This window comes from Micromonospora sp. NPDC005553, from assembly GCF_042871765.1.
Taxonomy (GTDB): domain Bacteria; phylum Actinomycetota; class Actinomycetes; order Mycobacteriales; family Micromonosporaceae; genus Micromonospora.
Map to the genome: position 1 here is coordinate 346,045 of NZ_JBIAJD010000003.1, position 20,414 is coordinate 366,458.

The 20,414-nt window shown below is 70.8% G+C and carries 20 protein-coding genes and 1 pseudogene; 9 read left to right on the plus strand and 12 right to left on the minus strand.

Translation table 11 applies throughout. From position 1 onward, the window contains the following. Positions 1-33: 33 nt before the first annotated feature. Both ACFYPG_RS14105 and ACFYPG_RS14110 read right to left on the minus strand, forming a co-directional pair. Positions 34-1,338 (minus strand): ABC transporter substrate-binding protein, encoded by a 1,305-nt coding sequence (locus tag ACFYPG_RS14105; RefSeq protein ID WP_387352176.1) that lies wholly within the window; start codon positions 1,336-1,338, stop codon positions 34-36. 229 nt (positions 1,339-1,567) lie between these two features. Continuing rightward, on the minus strand, positions 1,568-2,326 hold the full coding sequence (locus ACFYPG_RS14110; protein ID WP_387352178.1) for a maleylpyruvate isomerase family mycothiol-dependent enzyme: 759 nt from the start codon (positions 2,324-2,326) through the stop codon (positions 1,568-1,570). 114 nt (positions 2,327-2,440) lie between these two features. Between ACFYPG_RS14110 and ACFYPG_RS14115 the strand changes: the two genes are divergently transcribed. Next, positions 2,441-3,478 carry a UDP-N-acetylmuramate dehydrogenase gene (locus ACFYPG_RS14115; RefSeq protein WP_387352700.1) on the plus strand — a complete coding sequence of 346 codons (1,038 nt, stop codon included), beginning with the start codon at positions 2,441-2,443 and terminating at the stop codon, positions 3,476-3,478. Positions 3,479-4,049: 571 nt separating this feature from the next. Here the strand turns inward: ACFYPG_RS14115 and ACFYPG_RS14120 are convergent. Together ACFYPG_RS14120 and ACFYPG_RS14125 are read right to left on the minus strand one after the other, a co-directional pair. Continuing rightward, positions 4,050-4,838 carry a class I SAM-dependent methyltransferase gene (locus ACFYPG_RS14120; protein WP_387352179.1) on the minus strand — a complete coding sequence of 263 codons (789 nt, stop codon included), beginning with the start codon at positions 4,836-4,838 and terminating at the stop codon, positions 4,050-4,052. Positions 4,839-4,910: 72 nt separating this feature from the next. Beyond that, positions 4,911-5,672, minus strand: coding sequence for an SDR family oxidoreductase (locus tag ACFYPG_RS14125; RefSeq protein ID WP_355005783.1), 762 nt, complete (start codon positions 5,670-5,672; stop codon positions 4,911-4,913). A gap of 205 nt (positions 5,673-5,877) precedes the next feature. Here ACFYPG_RS14125 and mshA point away from each other — a divergent pair, with 205 nt between their 5' ends. Together mshA and ACFYPG_RS14135 are read left to right on the plus strand one after the other, a co-directional pair. After that, a complete protein-coding gene (gene mshA, locus ACFYPG_RS14130; RefSeq protein WP_355005782.1) occupies positions 5,878-7,242 on the plus strand; it encodes a D-inositol-3-phosphate glycosyltransferase in 1,365 nt (454 codons plus the stop codon). 58 nt (positions 7,243-7,300) lie between these two features. Next, positions 7,301-7,822 (plus strand): YbjN domain-containing protein, encoded by a 522-nt coding sequence (locus tag ACFYPG_RS14135; RefSeq protein ID WP_387352181.1) that lies wholly within the window; start codon positions 7,301-7,303, stop codon positions 7,820-7,822. A gap of 402 nt (positions 7,823-8,224) precedes the next feature. On the opposite strand, the gene ACFYPG_RS14140 is transcribed toward ACFYPG_RS14135, so the two are convergent. Beyond that, positions 8,225-9,052: a hypothetical protein gene (locus tag ACFYPG_RS14140; RefSeq protein WP_387352739.1), complete on the minus strand. Its 828-nt coding sequence runs from the start codon at positions 9,050-9,052 to the stop codon at positions 8,225-8,227. Between ACFYPG_RS14140 and ACFYPG_RS14145 the strand changes: the two are divergent. After that, a pseudogene (locus ACFYPG_RS14145) lies at positions 8,991-9,359 on the plus strand (hypothetical protein); the annotation flags it as partial. The gene ACFYPG_RS14140 and the pseudogene ACFYPG_RS14145 overlap by 62 nt on opposite strands. Positions 9,360-9,724: 365 nt before the next feature. Here the strand turns inward: ACFYPG_RS14145 and ACFYPG_RS14150 are convergent. Together ACFYPG_RS14150 and ACFYPG_RS14155 are read right to left on the minus strand one after the other, a co-directional pair. Next, positions 9,725-11,020, minus strand: coding sequence for an MFS transporter (locus ACFYPG_RS14150; protein ID WP_387352183.1), 1,296 nt, complete (start codon positions 11,018-11,020; stop codon positions 9,725-9,727). Between the two features lie 74 nt (positions 11,021-11,094). Continuing rightward, positions 11,095-12,372, minus strand: coding sequence for an MDR family MFS transporter (locus tag ACFYPG_RS14155; RefSeq protein WP_387352185.1), 1,278 nt, complete (start codon positions 12,370-12,372; stop codon positions 11,095-11,097). 152 nt (positions 12,373-12,524) lie between these two features. Between ACFYPG_RS14155 and ACFYPG_RS14160 the strand changes: the two genes are divergently transcribed. Beyond that, positions 12,525-13,292 carry a phosphoglyceromutase gene (locus ACFYPG_RS14160; RefSeq protein WP_355005777.1) on the plus strand — a complete coding sequence of 256 codons (768 nt, stop codon included), beginning with the start codon at positions 12,525-12,527 and terminating at the stop codon, positions 13,290-13,292. Between the two features lie 81 nt (positions 13,293-13,373). On the opposite strand, the gene phoU is transcribed toward ACFYPG_RS14160, so the two are convergent. Then, positions 13,374-14,027 (minus strand): phosphate signaling complex protein PhoU, encoded by a 654-nt coding sequence (gene phoU, locus ACFYPG_RS14165; protein WP_091403559.1) that lies wholly within the window; start codon positions 14,025-14,027, stop codon positions 13,374-13,376. Between the two features lie 204 nt (positions 14,028-14,231). On the opposite strand from phoU, the gene ACFYPG_RS14170 reads away from it, so the two are divergent. Beyond that, the gene (locus ACFYPG_RS14170; RefSeq protein WP_387352188.1) at positions 14,232-15,515 is read left to right on the plus strand and encodes a sensor histidine kinase; all 1,284 of its coding nucleotides are present in this window, start codon (positions 14,232-14,234) and stop codon (positions 15,513-15,515) included. A gap of 24 nt (positions 15,516-15,539) precedes the next feature. Then, positions 15,540-16,223 (plus strand): response regulator transcription factor, encoded by a 684-nt coding sequence (locus tag ACFYPG_RS14175; RefSeq protein ID WP_030329696.1) that lies wholly within the window; start codon positions 15,540-15,542, stop codon positions 16,221-16,223. 61 nt (positions 16,224-16,284) lie between these two features. On the opposite strand, the gene ACFYPG_RS14180 is transcribed toward ACFYPG_RS14175, so the two are convergent. After that, positions 16,285-16,938: an NADPH-dependent F420 reductase gene (locus ACFYPG_RS14180; RefSeq protein ID WP_387352190.1), complete on the minus strand. Its 654-nt coding sequence runs from the start codon at positions 16,936-16,938 to the stop codon at positions 16,285-16,287. A gap of 404 nt (positions 16,939-17,342) precedes the next feature. Here ACFYPG_RS14180 and ACFYPG_RS14185 point away from each other — a divergent pair, with 404 nt between their 5' ends. After that, positions 17,343-17,921 carry a TetR/AcrR family transcriptional regulator gene (locus ACFYPG_RS14185; protein ID WP_355005774.1) on the plus strand — a complete coding sequence of 193 codons (579 nt, stop codon included), beginning with the start codon at positions 17,343-17,345 and terminating at the stop codon, positions 17,919-17,921. A gap of 21 nt (positions 17,922-17,942) precedes the next feature. Here the strand turns inward: ACFYPG_RS14185 and ACFYPG_RS14190 are convergent, their stop codons facing one another. From ACFYPG_RS14190 to ACFYPG_RS14200, 3 genes are read right to left on the minus strand one after another with little or no spacing between them, the layout of a single operon-like run. Further along, on the minus strand, positions 17,943-18,326 hold the full coding sequence (locus ACFYPG_RS14190; protein ID WP_387352192.1) for a type II toxin-antitoxin system death-on-curing family toxin: 384 nt from the start codon (positions 18,324-18,326) through the stop codon (positions 17,943-17,945). Further along, on the minus strand, positions 18,326-18,526 hold the full coding sequence (locus ACFYPG_RS14195; protein ID WP_355005772.1) for a hypothetical protein: 201 nt from the start codon (positions 18,524-18,526) through the stop codon (positions 18,326-18,328). Before ACFYPG_RS14195 ends, ACFYPG_RS14190 begins: the two co-directional genes overlap by 1 nt. 35 nt (positions 18,527-18,561) lie before the next feature. Beyond that, complete coding sequence (locus ACFYPG_RS14200; RefSeq protein ID WP_387352702.1) at positions 18,562-19,359, minus strand: hypothetical protein; 798 nt, start codon at positions 19,357-19,359, stop codon at positions 18,562-18,564. Positions 19,360-19,439: 80 nt separating this feature from the next. Here ACFYPG_RS14200 and ACFYPG_RS14205 point away from each other — a divergent pair, with 80 nt between their 5' ends. Continuing rightward, positions 19,440-20,384: a Ppx/GppA phosphatase family protein gene (locus ACFYPG_RS14205; protein WP_355005771.1), complete on the plus strand. Its 945-nt coding sequence runs from the start codon at positions 19,440-19,442 to the stop codon at positions 20,382-20,384. Positions 20,385-20,414: the final 30 nt, after the last annotated feature.

Sequence of the window (20,414 nt, forward strand, 5' to 3'; positions counted from 1 at the left end):
CTGTCGTCGGAGCCCGCCCGCACGCTGGTTGGGCTACTTGGCGGCGGCCTTCTTCGCGTTGGTCACCGCGTCGGTCCAGCCCTGCGCGGGGCTGCGCTGACCCAGCTCCACGGTCCGTACGGCGTTCTCCACCTCGGTCCGTACGGCCTGGTTCTTCGGGCCCATGTAGACCGGCTTCAGGCTCTTCGCGCCGGTGCCGAAGATGGCGCCGACCGGTGCCCCCGAGAAGTACGCGTTGGTCGCGCCGGTGATCGCCGGGTCGTCGAGCGCCTGCGGCGAGGAGGGCAGCGGACCCTTGGCCTTGAACGCCCCGATCTGCCCCTTGGCGCTGGTCAGGAACTTGGCCAGCTTGATCGCCTCGGCCTGGTGCTTGCTCTGCTTGGGCACCGCGAGGTGCGATCCACCCCAGTTGCCGCCATTGCCGGGCACCCGGGCGATGTCCCACTTGCCCTGGGCGCCAGTGCCGGCGTTGGCCTCGATGACGCCGGTCATCCAGGCGGGGCAGGCGATGGTGGCGAACTTCGACTGCTTGAAGGCGGAAACCCACTCCTCCGACCAGGAGCCGTACTTTCCGGAGAGGCCCGAGTCGATGATGTCCATTGTGGTGTCGTAGGCCTGTCGCACGGCCGGGTTGCTGTCGACGACCAGCTTCTCGCTGGTGTCGTAGTAGCTGTAGCCGCTGCTGTTGCCGGCGGTCTGCAGCAGGATGGTGTTGAAGGTGTTCGTCGCGCCGTCGAGGAAGGACGCCCCGGTCTTGGCCGCGGCGAACTTCTCACCGGTGGCGATGTAGTCCGGCCAGGTCGGCCAGAGCTTGGAGACCTCGTCACGCTCGGTGGGCAGGCCGGCCTTCTGGAAGAGGTCCTTGCGGTAGCACATGGCGATCCCGCCCACGTCGGTACCGAGGCCGATGAGCTGCTTGCCGTCGGCGGTCAGGCCGGCGTTCCACTTCCACTCCAGGAAGTTGCCCTTGAGCTCGGCGGCACCGTGATCAAGCAGGTTGACGAAGTTCGCCGGATTGGCCTTGTACTCGACAAGAAGACCCTCCTCGATGGCCACCACGTCGCCGGCGCCCCGGCCGGCGGCGAGCCACTGGGTGAGCTTCGGCGAGTACTCGTCGAGGTTGGTGCCGGTGCCGCGCTCGACGACCTTCACGCCGGGGTTCGCTGTCATGTACTCCTGGTAGAGCTGCTCGTAGCCGAACTGGCCGAAGACGTCGACGGTCAGGGTGACCGATCCGTCGCCCGGCTCGTCGCCGCCGCCGCAGCCAGCGGTGACGAGCAGGGCGGTGGTGGCGGCGAGGGCCACCGCGGCGAGGCGGCGGCGCGGGAAGACAGCCATGGGTTATCGACCTCTCTCAAGGCGGGCGGGTGATGGCAGATGGCTAAGAGAGCGCTCTCACGACACTGTGGTGTGTCGCCAACCCACTGTCAAGAGAGCGCTCTCTCAGCGTTGTGGTCCCGTGATGAACGCTCACCGCCAGTGCGGCGTCCGGCAGGCGAGGCAACCCCCGGCATCAACGAAGGGCGCCACCCCCAATGGGGTGACGCCCTCGTTCGTGGTGGGTCGCTCAGCCGGTGCGCAGACCGTCCAACAGCCTGCGGTCACCGACCACGTCCAGCGTCTCGAAGCTCACCCGCCCCCAGAGCGCCAGCAACAGGTCGCTCGCGGTGCCGCTGACCTGGGCGCGGGCGTGGTGATCGTCGTGGTCGAAGATGGTCGCGGTGTCGAGCAGCGCCACCCCCTCGCCGCGCAACCGCAGATACCACTCCTGGGCCGCATCGGTCGCGCAGAGCTGCACCACCCCGTGCCAGTCACCCGGCACCTGCCGCCGGCCCGCCGGCAGCCAGGTGTCCAGCACCTCACTCACCCCGTCGGCCGCGAGCTTCGCCTCCACCGGGTCGCCGGCGGCGATGGCGAGCTGGGCATCCCAGCGGTGCACAGCCGTCTCGTGCGCCGTCCGTCGCGGCCAGAAACCGGCCTTCTTCGGCTGCGGGGCCCAGTTCCACGCCGGTGCCTCGGGGTCGAGCCCGTCGAAGAGGGTCATCATCCGGTCGTAACCCTGCTGCCACAGCTGCAGCGCGTTCACACCCGGGTCGGCCTCGACCTTCTCCCACCGAGGCGGTTGGCTGGTCTGGCCGGAACCAGCGAACGACGACACCCAGTGGTAGAAGCCGGCCAGGTGCAGTGTGAGGTCGTTGACCGTCCAGCCCGGACAGGACAGCACCGGTGTCTCCGGCGGCGCCTCGGCCACCGCTGCCGCGAAAGCCGGACCCTCCGTCCGGAGCGCCCCGATCCAGAAATCCTTGCTGCCCTGCAGTCTGCTCATCGCCATCCTCCCGGGGGTGCCGGGCGACCAGTGGGTGCCACGGCTACTTGTCAGCCTAAGGTGAAGGGCGTGCCAGACGCCTCCGCCCAGCCGACAACCGACGCCGATCGTGCCATCCCCGGTCCACTCGCCGGCTACACCACCCTGCGAACGGGTGGACCGGCCGAGCGGATCGTGGCCGCCGGCAGCGCCGACGAGCTCGTCCAGGCGGTACGCGCCGCGACGGAGCCGGTCCTGATCCTGGCCGGGGGCAGCAACGTGGTGATCGGCGACGCCGGCTTCCCCGGCACCGTCGTGCTGGTGCGCTCCCGTGGCATGCGGGTCATCGCCGAGGACACGACCTCGGTCACCGTACGAGTCGACGCCGGCGAGCCGTGGGACGACCTCGTCGCTGCCACTGTCGCCAACGGCTGGGCCGGGCTGGAGTGCCTGTCCGGCATCCCCGGCTCGACCGGTGCCACCCCGATCCAGAACGTCGGCGCGTACGGCCAGGAGGTCGCCGAGACGATCACCGGCGTCGAGGTGTACGACCGGGTCGAGGGCACCCGCCAGGTCATCCCCGCAGCCCAGTGCGGCTTCGCCTACCGGGGCAGCATCTTCAAGTACGTGGACCGCTGGGTGGTGCTGTCGGTCGACTTCCGACTCACCAGGTCTCCGCTCTCCGGGCCGGTGCGCTACGCCGAGCTGGCCCGAGCCCTCGGTGTCGAGGTGGGCGAGCAGGTGCCGCTGGCCGACGCCCGGACGGTGGTGCTGCGGCTGCGGGCGGGCAAGGGAATGGTGCTCGACGCCAACGACCCGGACACTCGCTCGGTCGGCTCCTTCTTCACCAACCCGGTGCTCGACCGCGCGACGTACGAACAGCTCCTCGAACGCTCCGCCGAGCTGGGCGACCCGCCCGCCTGGCCCGGGGCGGACGGCCTGGTCAAGGTGAGCGCCGCCTGGCTGATCGACAAGGCCGGCTTCACCAAGGGTCATCCTGGCGAGGGTGGAGTGGCCATCTCCAGCAAGCACACCCTGGCCTTGACCAACCGCAGCGGCACCGCCCACACCAGCGACCTGCTCACCCTGGCCCGCACCATCCGCGACCAGGTCCACGCCCGCTTCGGCGTGACCCTGCACCCCGAACCAGTCCTCATCAACTGCACCCTCTAACCCACCCCACCACCCCCGGCCCGCCACGGCCGTACCCCGGCCCCGCCCCGCCTCACCTCACCCCGCGCGTCCCCGGCCCAGCCCCGGTCCCGGTCCGCCCGCCACGGCCTCGTTCCGGCCCCGGTCCCAGCCCGGCCCGCCCGGTCCCAGCCCAGCCCGTTCAGGCCCCCGCCCGGCCCGCCCGGTTCCAGCCCAGCCCGTTCAGGCCCCCGCCCGGCCCGCCCGGTTCCAGCCCCGCCGCCCAGGCCCCGGCCCCACCCGGCGATCTTGCAGTTCCTGCTGGGACATAGGCCCTATAAGAGAACGAACCGTCGACCGAAAGTGCAAGATCGGCGTGTGGCGTGCGCGTGCCCTGGCCGCACAGCGACAGCCCCACGCGCCCCGCCTCGCCCGCCTGACCGCTTGACCGCCTGACCGCCTGACCGCGTCGATCATGGAGTTGTGGTGGGGGACATTTGCCTTCTAGATGGTTAAAGCACCCACCACAACTCCATGATCGACGGGCGACGGGCGACGGGCGACGGGCGACGGGCGACGGGCGACGGGCGGGGCGGGGCGAGGGGCGGGGCGGTTAGGGGAGGGGCCAGGGGAGGGTTAGTTCGCCCTGACGCCAGCGAGTGGGGTTGCCGAGGATGGGCCAGCCGGTTTCGCGGAGGCGGGTCACCGCGTGCAGCCAACGTTGGCGGGGGCCGAAGGTGGCGTACGGGGCGGCGGCCTGCCAGGCGTCGTCCAGGGCGCGGATCAGCGCGTGCACCGGCTCACCCGGAACGTTGCGGTGGATCAGCGCCTTGGGTAGCCGCTCGGCCAGCTCGGCAGGGCTGCCCAGCGTGGTGAGCTTCGCGGCCAGGGTCAGTGTCCGCGGGCCGTCGGCGTCGATCAGCAGCCAACTGGCGAGCCGCCCCAACTCGTCACTTGTGCCCTCGACGAGCGCTCCGCCGGGAGCGAGCGCGGCGGTCATCGACTGCCAGGCTTCGGCGACCTCGCTCTCGTCGTACTGTCGCAGCACGTTGAACGCGCGGACCAGCACCGGCCGGAGCCCGGCCAACTCGAACCCACCCCGGGCGAATGTCAGCCCGGGTGGGTCGGCGGCCGGCGCCGCGGCCGCCACCCGGGCCGCGTCGATCTCCAACCCGACCAGCCGTACGTCCGGGCGGACCCCGGCCGCCAGTCGAGCGCGCAACTCCACAGCGGTCACCGGGGTGGCGCCGTAGCCGAGGTCGACCACCAGGGGGTCGTCCGCCGTCAACAACCGGTCGGCGCAGGTGGCGACGATCCAGTTGTCGACCCGACGGAGCCGGTTCGGGTTCGTCGTGCCGCGCGTGACCACGCCGACCGGCCGGCGCCGCGCCGCAGGGCTCATGTCGACCTCAAGGTCAATCTCCGTTCGCGACTGCGGGGCGCGCGAACCCGGCTCACTGCTCGCGCAGCATTGCTAGATCCGGTGCACCTTGTGCTGGGCGGCCTGTGCCCTGGGCCGGACCACCAGCCGGTCGATGTTGACGTGCTCGGGACGGGTGGCGCACCAGGCGATGCAGTCGGCGACGTCCTCGGCGACCAGCGGCCCCGGCACCCCGGCGTAGACGGCTGCGGCCCGTTCCGCGTCGCCCTCGAAGCGGACCAGCCCGAACTCGTCGGTCTTCACCATGCCCGGGTCGATCTCGATGACCCGCAGCGGCCGGCCGCACAGCTCCAGGCGGAGCGTGCCGGCGATGGCGGTCTGCGCGTGCTTCGCGGCGGTGTAGCCGCCCCCGCCCTCGTACACGGTCAGGCCGGCGGTGGAGGAGACCACCACGATGGTGCCGGAGCCGGAGGCTTCCAGCGCCGGCAGCAGCGCCTGGGTGACCCGCAGGGTGCCGAGGACGTTCACGTCGTACATCCACTGCCAGTCGGCGACCGAGCCGGACTCCACCGGGTCCAGCCCGCGCGCTCCGCCGGCGTTGTTGACCAGCAGGGTGACCGGCCCGGGTGCCTGGGCGGCGGCCTCGGCCAGCCGGGCCACCGACTCGTCCGAGGTGACGTCGCAGGTCACGGCGGTGGCCTGCCCACCGGCGGCGGTGATGTCGGCGACCAGCTCGGTGAGCCGTTCGGCGCGGCGGGCGGCGGCGAGCACGTGGAAGCCCTCGGCGGCGAGCCGGCGGGCGGTGGCCGCGCCGATTCCGCTGGACGCTCCGGTGACGATGGCGACTGAGGTCATCCCGACATTGTCACCCCGGGCGTACGACCCGCCCCGACCGGGCGTGCGGCAGTCCTGGGCGCGTGTTCGGTGATGAGGTCCGTCACGCCGAGGGGCCGCGCCGGGGAATTTCCGAAGCCCGATGGGGAAGATGACGTCCGGCGTGAAGGTTGACCGAGAAGCGCCGGTCGTGCGAGACGGCATCAACCGTGAAGAAGGAGCGGATGTGGCGGAAATGCACACCGGTGTCGGGCGTCAGCGAGGTGCCCAACCGTGGCCCCGGCCTCGCCGCATCGCGACCCTGTCGGTACACACCTCCCCCCTGCATCAGCCCGGCACGGGTGATGCCGGGGGGATGAACGTCTACATCCTCGAAGTCGCCCGGCGTCTCGCCGAGGCCAACGTGGAGGTGGAGATCTTCACCCGGGCCACCTCCGGTGACCTCCCCCCGGTGGTCGAGATGGCGCCCGGCGTGCAGGTTCGACACATCACCTCCGGCCCCCTGGAAGGCCTCACCAAGGAGGAGCTGCCCGGTCAGCTCTGCGCCTTCACCGCCGGGGTGCTGCGCGCCGAGGCGTCCCGTCCGCCCGGCCACTACGACCTGATCCACTCCCACTACTGGCTCTCCGGCCAGGTCGGTTGGCTGGCCAAGGAGCGCTGGGGGGTGCCGCTGGTGCACACCGCGCACACCCTCGCGAAGGTCAAGAACGCCCAGCTCGCGGCCGGGGACCGGCCGGAGCCCAAGGCCCGGGTCATCGGCGAGGAACAGGTCGTCGCCGAGGCGGACCGGCTGGTCGCCAACACCCGGGTCGAGGCCAGCGACCTGCTCGACCGGTACGACGCCGACCCGACCCGGGTGTCCGTCGTGCAGCCGGGTGTCGACCTGGCCCGGTTCCGGCCCGCGCCGGGCGACAGGTCCGCGGCCGCCCGCCAGGGCCGTCGCCGGCTGGGGCTTCCAGTCGACGGGTACGTGGTTGCCTTCGTCGGTCGGATCCAGCCGCTCAAGGCCCCCGACGTGCTGATCCGCGCGATCGCCGCGTTGCGGGAGCGCGATCCGGCGCTGGCCGATCAGGTGACCGTGGTGATCTGCGGCGGACCCAGCGGCAGTGGGCTGGATCGGCCAACCGCCCTGATCGAGTTGGCCGCCAAGCTCGGCGTCAGCGACGGGGTGCGGTTCCTGCCGCCGCTCACCGGGGACGACCTTCCGGCCCTGTACCGGGCGGCGGACCTGGTCGCGGTGCCGTCGCACAACGAGTCGTTCGGGCTGGTCGCCCTGGAGGCGCAGGCCTGCGGTACGCCGGTGCTGGCCGCCGCCGTCGGAGGGCTGGTCACCGCCGTGCGGGACCAGGTCAGTGGCGTACTGATCGATGGTCACGACCCGGTCGACTGGGCCCGTGCGATGGGCAGCCTGCTGCCGAACCGGGCGCTGCGGTCGGTGCTGGCCCGAGGTGCCGAGCAGCACGCCCGGCACTTCTCCTGGGAACGCACGGTCGCTGGCCTGCTCGGGGTCTACGGCGAGGCCATCGCCGGGCACCGAGCCCGGCTCGCGGCGGACCTGGCGGGTGGCCCGGCGCTCTCCTGCTCCTGGTGACCCCCGGGGCCCGGTTGTCACCGGGTGCGTGAGCCGGGTCGGTCGTAGAGTGGGTCCGGTGAGCCCGAAGAGCGATCTTGCGACCCTGATCGAATCGGTCTGCGCCGAGCGGGACCTGGCCTGGGAGTCGACCGGCCCCGGCTCGTACGCGGTGACGCTGCCAGGCACCCACAAACTCAAGACGATCTGCAACCTGATCGTCGGCGAGCACGCGCTGCGGATCGAGGCGTTCGTGATGCGCCAGCCGGACGAGCGCCGCGAGGAGCTGTGGGCCTGGCTGTTGCAGCGCAACGCCCGGATGTACGGCGTCTCCTTCTCCACCGACGCGGTCGGCGACGTGTACCTCACCGGTCGGGTCAACCCGGCCGGCGTGGACGCCGACGAGTTGGACCGACTGTTCGGCGCGGTACTCACGTACGCCGACGAGTCGTTCGACACGATGCTGGAGATCGGCTTCGGCAGTTCGATCCGGCGTGAGTACGAGTGGCGGGTGAAGCGGGGCGAGTCGACAGCCAACCTGGCCGCCTTCGCCCACCTCTTCGAACCCTCCGCCACCGTCCCCGCCCCCGACCCAACCTGACCCCCGCCCCGCCCCCGCCCCGCCGCACCCCGCCGCCCCGCGCACCCCCGCCCCGTCGATCATGGAGTTGTGGTGGGTGACAAAGTCCTCGCATCACACTAGAACGGGCACCACAACTCCATGATCGACCAGGTTCAGCCGCGATCTTGCACTTACTGTCCCGACGTAGGGGGGCATTCCTCGCTTTTCCGCGACCGAAAACGCAAGATCGGCGCGGGCGGGGCGCTACGGCGAGTTGGCGGTGGTTCGGAGTGCTCCTGACGGGTATGCCGCTCCGCGCGGTGCGGCAAGGGACCCCCGCGCGCCGATGACGGAGTGCCAAGGAGCGGAGCGTCCCATGGCTCAGCGGAACAGCTCAGGTCGCGGCGCGACTGCGACCAGGACGAAGCGACAGGCCGGCAATCAGACGCCGGGTACGCCCGGAGTCTCCGAGTCGGAGATTTCCCGGATGCGGGTGGACGACATCCGTGGGCAGCTGCGCAAACGCGGCGTCTCCGGGATCTCCGCTCTGCGCAAGCCGGAGCTGGTGAAACAGTTGGTGCGTTCGATGCGGGCCGGCGCGGGTCGGAGCAGCACGGGCCCGTCGGGTCGGGCCGCCGGCACCAGGGCGTCGGCGGGTCGGGCCGCCGCCACCAGGAAGTCGGCGGCCAGGCCGGCGTCGAGCCGCGCGAAGGCCGCGCCGGCGAACAAGAGCGCGCCCGCGAAGCGGGCCGCCGCTACGAAGGCGACAGCCGGGCGGAAGTCGACGGCGGCGGCGAAGAGGGCACCTGCGAAGAAGGCGACGGCCGCGAAGAGGACCACAGCGGCGACGTCGACGGCCGCCCGCAAGACCACGGCCGCGAGCAGGACCACCGCCGCGAGCAGGACCACGGCTGCGAGTAGGACCACCGCCGCCCGGAAGACCGCTGCGGCGCGGAAGAGCACGGCGGCCCGCAAGACAGCGACGGCGCGTACGGCGCCCGCGCGCAAGGCACCGGCGAAGAAGGCGCCGGCGCGGCCGGCAGCGAAGCGCGCGACGCCGGCCAAGAGCGCGGCGACGAAGCGCACCGCACCGGCCAAGAGCGCGGCGGCGAAGCGTACGACAGCGAAGCGCACCGCACCGGCCAAGAGCGCGGCGGCCAAGCGCACGTTGACGCCGTCGGCCGGTGGCGGGACGGCGGCCGGCGGGATCCGGACCGGACGGGGTACGGGGCGGTCGGTTCGCAGTTCGCAGGTGATCTCGTCGATCACGGACCGGCCGGAGCGGCCGGGACGGAGTTTGATCACGGCGAACCACGAGGTGATCCAGCGGTGGGCCCGGGAACGTGGGGCCAAGCCGGCGACCATCGCCGGCACCGAGCGGGATGGCCGGGCGGGTGTGTTGACCTTCAACATTCCCGGATACCGGGAAAGTGGCCGGATTCGCGAGATCACCTGGGATGAGTGGTTCTACACGTTTGACCTGCGGCGGCTGAACCTGATTTATCAGGAACAGTTGCGGAACGGCCGTCAGAGCAGCTTCTTCCGGACCGAGTCACCCGATCGGGAAGACGGTTGAGGTGTTTGCGGGAATGGCCGACGGGTACCCGGCTGTTGCCAACGGACGAGGCTGGAGCAGCGGATACTCGTCAGTTGTGACCGGCGAGACAGCCGTTCTGGGTTGAATCCAGAATCCGGGCGAACTAGCTTTATTGCACCGCGCCACGTTTGGAAACGTTCGGGGGAGCGGCGGATCGATCAGATCCGCGCACCAGACGGGGCGCGAGGGGACGGGTGGAACAACCGTTGGGGGACGGTTCCCACCTGTTTGGACCGGCGGCGTGAGCGGGCGATGCTTACGGGGGTGAGTGTTGCCCGCCGCCGCCGGCCCCGCCTTCGAGCGCCCACCACGACCTCAGGGACGTGGTGGGCGCTTTGCGTCGGTCATCCGATGGGTACGCGGTCCGCGTCGGTTGTCGGCTCCGGGTCGACAACCCGGCGCAGCGCGGCGACGTGCCGCTCCCGGGGTGGTCCGGCGAGCAGGTGTCCGAGCGCGGCCAGCAGACCCAGCCCGCCCACGATCAGCCAGTGCCGATCGCCGAGGTGCTGGAGGCTCACCCCGCCGAGGGTGGGCGCGACGAACGCCGCGGCGGGGAACGTCAGGTAGAAGACCGACTGGTAGCGGGCTCGCAGCAGCGGTGGCGCCAGGTCCGCGTTGATCTGCGCGTTGGGCGGGGCGGCGAGCATCGAGCCGACCGTCCAGACCACAGCGGCACCCAGGTAGATGGCCAGTTCGTCGGCGATGGCGAGCGCCCCGAAACCGAGCGCGAGCAGCGCCGTGGAGGCGGCCAGCACCACGTCCTTGCGGTGCCTGTCGATCAGCCGGGGCACGAACAACTGCCCGACCACGATCAGCGCGCCGCCGAGCGCCACCACCAGCCCGTACGCCGATGGGCCCAGGCCGTCCGCGCGCATGGCCAGCGGCATGATGGTCGACGTCTGCATGGTGAGTACGGCCAGCACGAAGGTGAGCCCGACGAAGACCAGGAAGGTGCGGTCGGTGAGCGCGGTGTGCAGTCCAGGCCGACGGGCCCGGACGGATTTCGGTGCCGCGCTGGTGGTGGGCGCGGGGCCGGCCGCTGGCTGGGCCAGCCGCAAAGTTTCGGGCACCTTCCAGGCGATCACGGCGGCGGCGGTCAGTGTGGCGCCCGCGTCGACCAGGAAGAGCGCGGTGAAGCTCGCCTCGGCCAGCACCCCGGCGAGCAGCGAGGCGACCGCCATGCCCAGGTTGAACGCCCAGAACTGAAGGTTGAACGCGCGCGAGCGGCGTTCGGCGGGCACCACGTCGACGATCGCCGCCACGAACGCCGGGCTGGGCATCGAGTGGACCACGCCGATCAGCGCGGAGAGCACCGCGATCAGCAGCAGGGGTCGGGTGAAGGCCAGTGCCACCATCAGGCCGACAGTGGCCAGGTGCGCGGCGAGCAGGGTCGCCCGGCGGCCCCACCGGTCGGCGAGCACCCCGCCGAGCAGCACGCCGGCTGCCCCGCCGGCCCCGTACGCGCCGACCACGGTGCCGGCCAGCGCCTCGCTCGCGCCGCGTACGTCGGTGAGGTAGAGCGAGAGGAAGAGCATGGCGAACGCGCCGGCCCGGTTGATCAGCAGGCCGGCCCAGAGGTACCAGAAGGTGGCGGGTAGTCCGCCTGCGGTGTCGTGCCACCAGCGCCGCAGGGCGTGCACCCGACCTCCCGACAGTTCAGGTTGTTAACTATTCAACCTGCACAGTAGGAAAACCGGCACCGCCGCGCCACTCGTTACGCCTCGGCGGGCTGTGCCGCGCGGGAGACGGTCGTCGGTGCCAGTGCCTCGCCGGAGTGGCGCAGCGCTGCCGCACGCCGTTCCCGCGCCGGCCCGGACACCAGGTGGGCCACCGCGGTCAGCAGGCCGAGCGCGGCGCAGCCGTACCAGAGGGTGTCGTTTCCGGCGTGCTCGCGCACCAGGCCACCGAGGATCGGCGCGCTGGCCCCGGCGATCTGCCACGAGAGGGAGAACACACCCTGGTAGCGCCCGCGCAGTTCGGCCGGGGACAACTCGGCGATCAGCGTGGAGTTGGAGGGCGAGTTCAGCATCTCGCCGACCGTCCAGATCAGCACGGTCAGCCCGTAGAACCAGGGGGTGCCGGCGAACGCCGTCAGTCCGAACCCCACCCCCATCACCACTGACGCCAGCGCGAGCACGTGTGAGCGGCTCCGACCCCGGATCAGTCGGGGCACGAAGAGCTGGCCGACCACGATGAGGATGCCGTTGAGCGCGATCACCGAGCCGTAGGTGGCGGGGCTCAGACCGTCGTCGCCCATCGCGATCGGCAGCATCGAGATGTGTTGGAGGAACACCAGCGCGGCGAACAGGTTGAGTGCCACGAAGCCGAGGTAGACCCGGTCGGTGAGGATGGTGCGCAGGGCGCCGCGCGGAGCCGCCGCCGTGACGGCGGTGGCGGGGCCGGCCTGTCGGGTCTCCGGCACCTTGCTGAAGATGATCAACGCGGTGATCAGCATGGTGGCGGCGTCGACCACGAACAGCAGCAGGTAGTCGGCCTGGGCGGCGAGGCCGGCGAGGACGGCGGCGCAGGCGAAACCGAGGTTGATCGCCCAGTAGTTGAGCGAGAAGGCGCGCAGCCGGTCCTTCGCCGGCACCACGTCGATCATCATCGCCCCGAACGCGGGCCGGGCCGCCTCGGCGAACATGCCGAGCAGCAGCGCGCCCAGCGCCACCGCCCAGAGATCCCGGGCCAGCCCGAGCCCGAGCATCATGGCCGCCGCACCCACGTGGGCGGTGAGCAGCGTCGGCCGGCGGCCCCACCGGTCGGCGAGGGTGCCGCCGGCGGTGGTGCCGAACGCCCCGCCGACTCCCCAGAGGCCGATCACCAGGCCGGCCTGCGAGGCCGAGAAGCCACGTTCCTGGGTCAGGTAGATGGCGAGGAAGACGAGGACGAACGAGCCGAGTCGGTTGATCAGGGTGCCCGACCACAGGTACCAGAAGGTGGTCGGTAAGCCTCCGGTGGTGTCCCGGAACCAACTCCGCATCGTCCGCATATGGCGCCCCGCTTGCAAGTAATGACCGATCTGACTGGCGTGCCTTACAACCCTAGTGGCGGCCGGATCCGCTGGTCATCAGCTTTTTCACGTGGTGGTCGTCACGACGGCTGCCCGCGTGTCCGCCGGGCGGTTGAGGCAGGATGATCCGCATGACTGCGAGCGAAGGGCCCACCGTCGGGACGCTGGTCCTGCTGCGACACGGTGAGAGCGACTGGAATGCCAAGAACCTCTTCACCGGCTGGGTGGACGTCGACCTGACCGCGAAGGGCGAGGGCGAGGCGCGGCGCGGCGGCGAGCTGATGCGCGAGCACAGCCTGCTGCCGGACGTCGTGCACACCAGCCTGATGCGCCGGGCGATCCGCACCGCCGAGCTGGCGCTCAACGCCGCCGACCGGCACTGGATCGCCGTGCGCCGGTCGTGGCGGCTCAACGAGCGGCACTACGGCGCCCTGCAGGGCAAGGACAAGAAGCAGACCCTCGACGAGTACGGCGAGGAGCAGTTCATGCTCTGGCGCCGGTCGTACGACACGCCACCGCCGCCGATCGACGACAACGACGAGTGGTCGCAGGTGGGTGACCCGCGCTACGCGCTGCTGCCGACCGAGCTGATGCCGCGCACCGAGTGCCTCAAGGACGTCGTCGACCGGATGCTGCCCTACTGGTACGACTCGATCGTGCCGGACATCCTGGCCGGCCGGACGGTGCTGGTGGCCGCGCACGGCAACTCGCTGCGCGCCCTGGTCAAGCACCTCGACCAGATCTCCGACGAGGCGATCGCCAAGCTGAACATCCCGACGGGCATCCCGCTGCGCTACGACCTCGACCCGCAGCTGCGTCCGCTCACCCTGGGCGGCACCTACCTCGACCCGACCGCCGCGAAGGCAGCCGCCGCGGCGGTGGCCAACCAGGGGCGCTGAGCCACCAGAAGCTGAGCCACCAGAAAAAGGGGGCCCCTCGTCATCGCGAACAGCGATGGTGAGGGGCCCTCTGCCTGCCGGTCAGTTACTGCTGGGGGCGCTCTCCCCGGTGATCAGGTAGATCACGTGCTCGCCGGCGTTCACCGCGTGGTCGGCGAAGCGCTCGTAGAAGCGGCCCAGCAGGGTGGCGTCGATCGCCGTCTCCACCCCGTACGGCCAGTCGTCGCCGAGCAGCACGGCGAACAGGTTCTTGTGCAGCTCGTCCATGGCGTCGTCGTCGCGGTCCAGCTCGCCGGCGAGGTCGGCGTCGGGCTTCGCCAGCACCGAACCGATCTTGACGGCCATCCGGTCGGCGATCTCGGACATCTCGGTGAAGACCGTCCGCAGCTCGGCCGGGACGGCGGGAGAGGGGTGCCGGCGCAGCGCGGTCTTCGCCACGTGCTCGGCGAGGTCGCCCATCCGCTCCAGATCAGCGGCCACGTGCAGCGCGGTGATCATCGCCCGGAGGTCGGAGGCGACCGGCGCCTGTCGGGCGAGCAGGTCACAGACCCGCTCCTCGACGTGCCGGTAGAGGTCGTCGATCTCGGCGTCCCGCTCGATGACCGTCTCGGCGGCCTGCCGGTCGGCGGTGAGCAGGGCCCGGGTGGCCTGGCGCATGGCGGCGCGGACGCCCTCCGCCATGTCCACCAGCAGTTGGCTGACGATCTGGAGGTCGGCCCGGAACTCGTCGCGCATCATCACGTCCTGTGGTCGGTCGCCGCCGACGGGTGCCGGCGCAGGGGGTTGAGCAGGTGCGACGCCAACGGTAGGGCGCTCGGACGGATCCCGGATGAACCACGGTGAACGACGCCAGACGTGGGGGTGAACACTTCCGTAAGTGAGGGTAGTTCGTCCCGTTCTGTGTGGTAGCCAGGTTAACAATGACCCTACGATCGCCGGGTGGAGTGGACGGTGGCGGTCGTGGTGGCCGTGGCGTTGGTGGCCGGGATGGCCGCCGGCTTGCTGCTGCCCCGGTTCCTGCCGAGGCGGGACGGTCGCTCCACGTCGACGGGGAGCGTCAGCTTCCGCTGGAACAGGGGGAGGCCCGCGATAGTCGACGAGCAGCAGGCCGGGCTCGGTCGTCGGACGATCGATTCCCTCCGGGCCGGTGTCGTGGTTCTGGACAACGACGATGTCCCCGTTCTGATCAACCCGGCCGCCCGCGCGATGGGGCTGCTGCGTACCGGCAGCACACCCGGCTCCATCGCCGCGCACCCGCTGATCCGTACCCTCGCCGGGCAGGTGCGACGCACCGGCGTACGGCGCGAGATCGAGCTGGACCTGCCCCGAGGCCGCGACAGCGCGGGGGAGAACCCGCTCGGCGTGCACCTGCGGGCAATGGGTCTCGGCAACGGGTTCATCGCGGTCGAGGCGGTCGACGTGACCGAGTCGCACCGGCTGACCCGGGTACGACGCGACTTCGTGGCGAACGTGAGCCACGAGCTGAAGACCCCGATCGGTGCCCTGCAACTGCTCGCCGAGGCGTTGCTGGACGCGACCGAGCCGGCCGACGCCGCGGCGCCCGACCTCTCCGAGGACCTGGTGGCCGCCCGTCGGTTCGCCGAACGGATCCAGCACGAGTCGACCCGGCTGGGTCGGCTGGTGCAGGAGTTGCTGGAACTGACCCGGTTGCAGGGGGCTGAGCCGCAGCCGCCACCGGAAGCGGTCGCGCTGGACTGGGTGATCGCCGAGGTGGTCGACCGGACCCGCACCACGGCCTCCGCCCGGGGTGTCGCGGTGACCGTGGACGGGCAACGTGGCCTGACCGCGTACGGCAGCGACTCTCAACTCGCCACGGCGGTGGCGAACCTGGTGGAGAACGCCATCAACTACTCGGGCGAGGACACCACGGTGCGGGTGACCCTGCGGGGCGACGACGAGCACGTCGAGGTCGCCGTCGCCGACCAGGGCATCGGTATCGCCCCCACCGACGTGGACCGGATCTTCGAGCGGTTCTACCGGGCCGACCAGGCCCGCTCGCGTGCCACCGGCGGCACGGGGCTCGGCCTGGCGATCGTGAAACACATTGCGAGCAACCATGGCGGACGGGTCGAGGTGTCGAGCACTCTTGGTGGTGGATCGACGTTCACCCTCCGGCTGCCCGCCAGTCCACCGGATGACCTCCTGGCGACACTGCCGCCGGTTGGGATCGAGTCCGGTCCGACTGGGCTACGGCAGGTCTGACAGCAGATGGAAAGGAAATCCCCGTTGAGCCGCGTTCTCGTGGTCGAGGACGAGGAGTCGTTCTCCGACGCCTTGTCGTACATGCTCCGTAAGGAGGGCTTTGAGGTTTCGGTCGCCGCGACCGGCACCGACGCCCTCACCGAGTTCGACCGGACCGGCGCCGACATCGTGCTGCTCGACCTGATGTTGCCCGAGATGTCGGGGACCGAGGTCTGCCGGCAACTGCGGCAGCGCTCCGCCGTGCCGATCATCATGGTCACCGCCCGGGACAGCGAGATCGACAAGGTGGTCGGGCTGGAGATCGGCGCCGACGACTACGTCACGAAGCCGTACTCGCCGCGGGAGCTTGTCGCCCGGATCCGGGCGGTGCTGCGCCGGCAGAGCCCGGAGGTGGCCGAGGCGGGTGCGCCGACGCTCGCCGCCGGCCCGGTGCGGATGGACATCGAGCGGCACGTGGTGACAGTCGACGGCGGGGCCGTGCAGCTGCCGCTGAAGGAATTCGAGTTGCTGGAGCTGCTGCTGCGCAACGCGGGCCGGGTGCTCACCCGCGGCCAGCTCATCGACCGGGTCTGGGGCGCCGACTACGTGGGTGACACCAAGACGCTCGACGTGCACGTCAAGCGGCTGCGCTCCAAGATCGAACCGGAGCCGTCCGCGCCGCGCTTCATCGTCACGGTGCGGGGTCTGGGCTACAAGTTCGAGCCGTGATCGGCGTACGCGAAGGGGGTCTGCGCTCGACGCAGGCCCCCTTCGGGCTGTTTCCGCTCGGTCAGCGGACGACCTTGATGTTGAAGTTCGCGGTGTCGAGTCGACCGTAGAGCCGCAACCAGAGCGGCAGCAGCATCTCGGTGCCCCGCGCGGTGGAGAGGTCGCCGAGGTCGATCACGTCGGTGTGGCCGAAGCTGACGAGCAGTCCGGTGACGATCCGCTTGGCCTCCGCGTCGTCGCCGGAGACGAAGACACTGTGCGCAGCTTCGGCGAGCTGATGCGGGTGCACCATCAGCTCGGCGGTCACCGTGTTGAGGGATTTGACCACCCTGGTCTGTGGAAACTCGCGCTGGATGCGTTCGGCGAGGGAGTCGGTGTTGAGCACCGACAGGGTGGGTGGAAAACCCGCACCGAAGTCGAGCGGGTTGGCGATGTCGAGCAGAACCTTGCCGGCCAGGTTCGGTGCGCCGGCTGCGGCCAGTGCCGGGAGCGAGCCGTTGCCGTTTGTGGCGTTCACCACCAGCTCGGCGCCGCCTGCGGCTTCGGCGAGGGTCGCCAGGCCGACCTCGGGGTGCTGCGCCGCCCAGTGAGCGTGGTCGCCGGCCCGGATGGCCGCGACGTCGCGGGTGCCGATGGTCACCTGATGACCCAACTCCGCCGTGCGGGCGGCGATGGCTCGACCGACCGAGCCGGTGCCGAGAACTGCGATACGCATGTCGATCGATCCTCCGTCGGGGCATCGAATCGGCTCGTGCCGATCGCAAGCAGGCTAACAGACAGGTCTGTCTACCGCAGCCCTCCCGTCGAGTCGCAGAGGTGTCGGCGTGCAGCCCTCACTGGACGCCCGGAGGGGCGGCAGTGCGGTTGGCAGTCCTTTGGAGCTGATGTCACAAACGAGTCATCCGCCGCCGCCAGTCGGTGTCTTCCGCTGATGTCACAAGCGATTCAGCTCCAAAGCGCCCCGGACCCATGTCCCGCCCCTCGTCCGCGAGGTCGTCGCGAGGCCATCGTGCCGTAGTCGCGCGGCCCTCGCGGGGTCGCCGGAGCCGAGGGCACTGCCTTCGTAGACGAAGCCGTCTATAGGATCAGGGCTGTCATCAGCAGAACGAGGGAGCACCGATGCCCGCGCCCCGCACTCCGGCCGGCTCGGCCAGGGACCGGATCCTGGACACCGCGTTCCGGCTCTTCTACGCGCACGGGCCGCGCGGCGTGGGGGTGGACACGGTGATCGCCGAGTCGGGCGTGGCCAAGGCGACGCTCTACAAGCACTTCCCGCGCAAGGACGACCTCGTGCTGGCGTACCTCGATCGGGTCGACCAGGCGTGGTTCGGCGCGTTGCGGTCCGCGGCCCGGGATGCCGGCGACGAGCCACGCGACCAACTGGTGGGGATGTTCGACGCGCTGACCGGCGCCTGTCGCCGGGAGGGCTACCACGGCTGCGCGTTCATCAACACCGCGGCCGAGTCGTCCGCCGCTGGGCCGGTGCACGCCCGGACGGTCGAGCACAAGACAGTGGTCCGTGCCTGGGTGACCGAGCTGGCCCGCCGGGCGGGCGCGGCCGACCCGGAACTGCTCGCCCAGCAGCTCACCCTGCTGTTGGACGGCGGGCTCGTCGCCGGTGTGCTGGACGGCGACCCCCTGATCGCCGACGCGGCCCAGCGCAGCGCTCGCACGCTTGTCGACGACGCCCTGCGCTGAGCGACGACCGCCGGACGCGGGTCAGAACAGCTTGCGTAAGGCTGCGGCGATCTCCGCCACCTCCGTGAGGCGGCTCTCGGCCACGCCAATGACCAGGTCGTACGCGATGTCCTGGTTGGTGTCGTCGAGTTGAGCGATGGTGACGGCGCCGTTCTGGAGCAGGAAGGCGATGGCGACGATCCAGCCGATCCGCTTGTTGCCGTCCACGAACGGATGGTTGTTGACCAGGGAGTGGAGCAGTGCCGCGGCCTTTGTCCACACATCCGGGTAGGCGTCTTCGCCGAACAGGTTGGTCTGTGGCCGAGCTACCGCCGACTCCACCAGCCCGGCGTCCCTGATCCCCACGCCCAGCTTCCGGGCGATGCCCGCCACGTCAGCGAGCGTGGGGTAACGGATTTCCGTCATCACTCCGCCAGGCGAGCGAGCAACGCGGCGTGACGCTCGATGATCTCGTCTGCGAGGCCGCCGAACTCCTTGGCGTTCCGCCGTGCCAGGTAGTCGTCGATCGCGGTGACGATGACGGCGTGCATCGACCGTGCCTCTTCGTCCGCAACGAGACGGAGTCGCCGTTCACGGTCGTCGTCAAGTCGCAGTGTCATGGCCATGCCAAAAATGGTAGCAGGAATGCTACCAAGATCCGCTAGAGTTGGTCGGCCGGATGCGGGGCGATCATGCCCTGCCTCGTCCTGGTCGCGCACAGCTCGGCCAGCCGCCCGTAGGCGGCAGCGCCGATCAGCGCGGTCAACTCCGGGGCGTACGACAGGTACATCGGCTCGGTGCCGACGTGCGCGTCCGTCGAGGAGGTGCACCACCAGTCCAGGTCGTGCCCGCCGGCTCCCCAGCCCCGCCGGTCGAACTCGGACAGGGTGGAGACCAGCACCTTGCTGTCGTCCGGCCGCTTCACCCAGTCCTGATCGCGGCGGATCGGCAGTTGCCAGCAGACGTCCGGCTTGTATTCCAACGGGTGCACCCCGTCGCGCAGCGCCTGGGCGTGCAGGGCGCAACCGCCACCGCCGGCGAAGTCGGCGTCGTTGAGGAACACGCACGGAGCGTCGGGGCTCTGGGTGGCGGTGCGGCGGGCCGGGTTCTTGCCGTCGATGGTGTCCTCGTCGGTCCAGTTCTTGAACCCGCGCCGGAAGTGCTGCCAGGTCGACGGGGTGAGCCGCCGGACGGCGTTGCGAACCCGCTTCTCGTCGTCCGAGTCGGTGAAGAACGCGCCGTGCGAGCAACACCCGTCGGCGGCCCGGCCGGCGATGATGCCGTGGCAGCCCTTGCCGAAGATGCAGGTCCAGCGGGAGAGCAGCCAGGTCAGGTCGGCCCGGATCAGGTGCGTCTCGTCGGCCGGGTCGGTGAACTCGATCCATTCCCGAGGGAAGTCCAGGGGCACCTCGCGGCTGCGCGGGTCACCCGGGTCGTCCACCAGCACACGGAGCTCCATCGTCACTCGGCCCAGCGTACGCGCGGTGACGTCCGCAGGCCGGTGAGCCGCGCAAACGTGTTGCGCCTACTGTCTTCACCATGCGACTGGGTGTCCTCGACGTCGGATCCAACACGGTGCATCTCCTCGTGGTGGACGCGCACCACGGCGCGCACCCGTGGCCTGCGCACTCCGAGAAGGTGGTGCTCCGGCTGGCCGAGCAGATCGGCCCCGACGGCGAGCTGACCGAGGCGGGCGCCGACGGCCTGGTCAAGGCCGTGGGCATGGCCAAGGCGGCGGCCGCCGGGCTGGAGGCCGCCGACCTGATCGCTTTCGCCACGTCCGCGGTGCGCGACGCCACGAACGCGGCCGAGGTGCTGGCCCGGGTCCGGGACGAGACCGGCGTACGCCTGGCGGTGCTCTCCGGGGCGGACGAGGCGCGGTCGACGTTCCTGGCCGTCCGGCGGTGGTTCGGCTGGTCGGCCGGCCGGCTGCTGGTGCTCGACATCGGTGGCGGCTCGTTGGAGATCGCCGCCGGCATCGACGAGGACCCGGACGTCGCGGTCTCCCTGCCGCTCGGTGCCGGCCGGCTGACCCGCGAGCGGCTGCGGGTCGACCCGGCCAGCGCGGCCCCGCCGTCGGCGGAGGCCGTCGAGAAGCTCCGGGAGTACGTGGACAGCCGGCTGGACAAGGTCGTCGACCAGATCACCCAGGTCGGCTGGGACCGGACGGTGGCCACCTCGAAAACGTTCCGCACGCTGGCCCGACTTGCCGGGGCCGCCCCGTCCGGTGCCGGGCTGTGGGCGCGACGCAGCCTCACCCGGGCCGGTCTGCGGCAGGTGATCGGTTTCATCAGGCACATCCCGCCGGCGCAGTTGATGGAGTTGGAGGGGGTCAGCGCGGGTCGGGCCCACCAGTTGCTGGCCGGTGCCGTGGTCGCCGAGGCGGTGATGCGCCGCCTGGATCTGGACTCGCTGGACATCTGCCCGTGGGCGCTGCGGGAGGGCGTCATCCTCCGTCGACTCGATCAACTGGAGCCGATCTGATCCGGCGGCCGGTTTCGGCCGGTTTGCCGG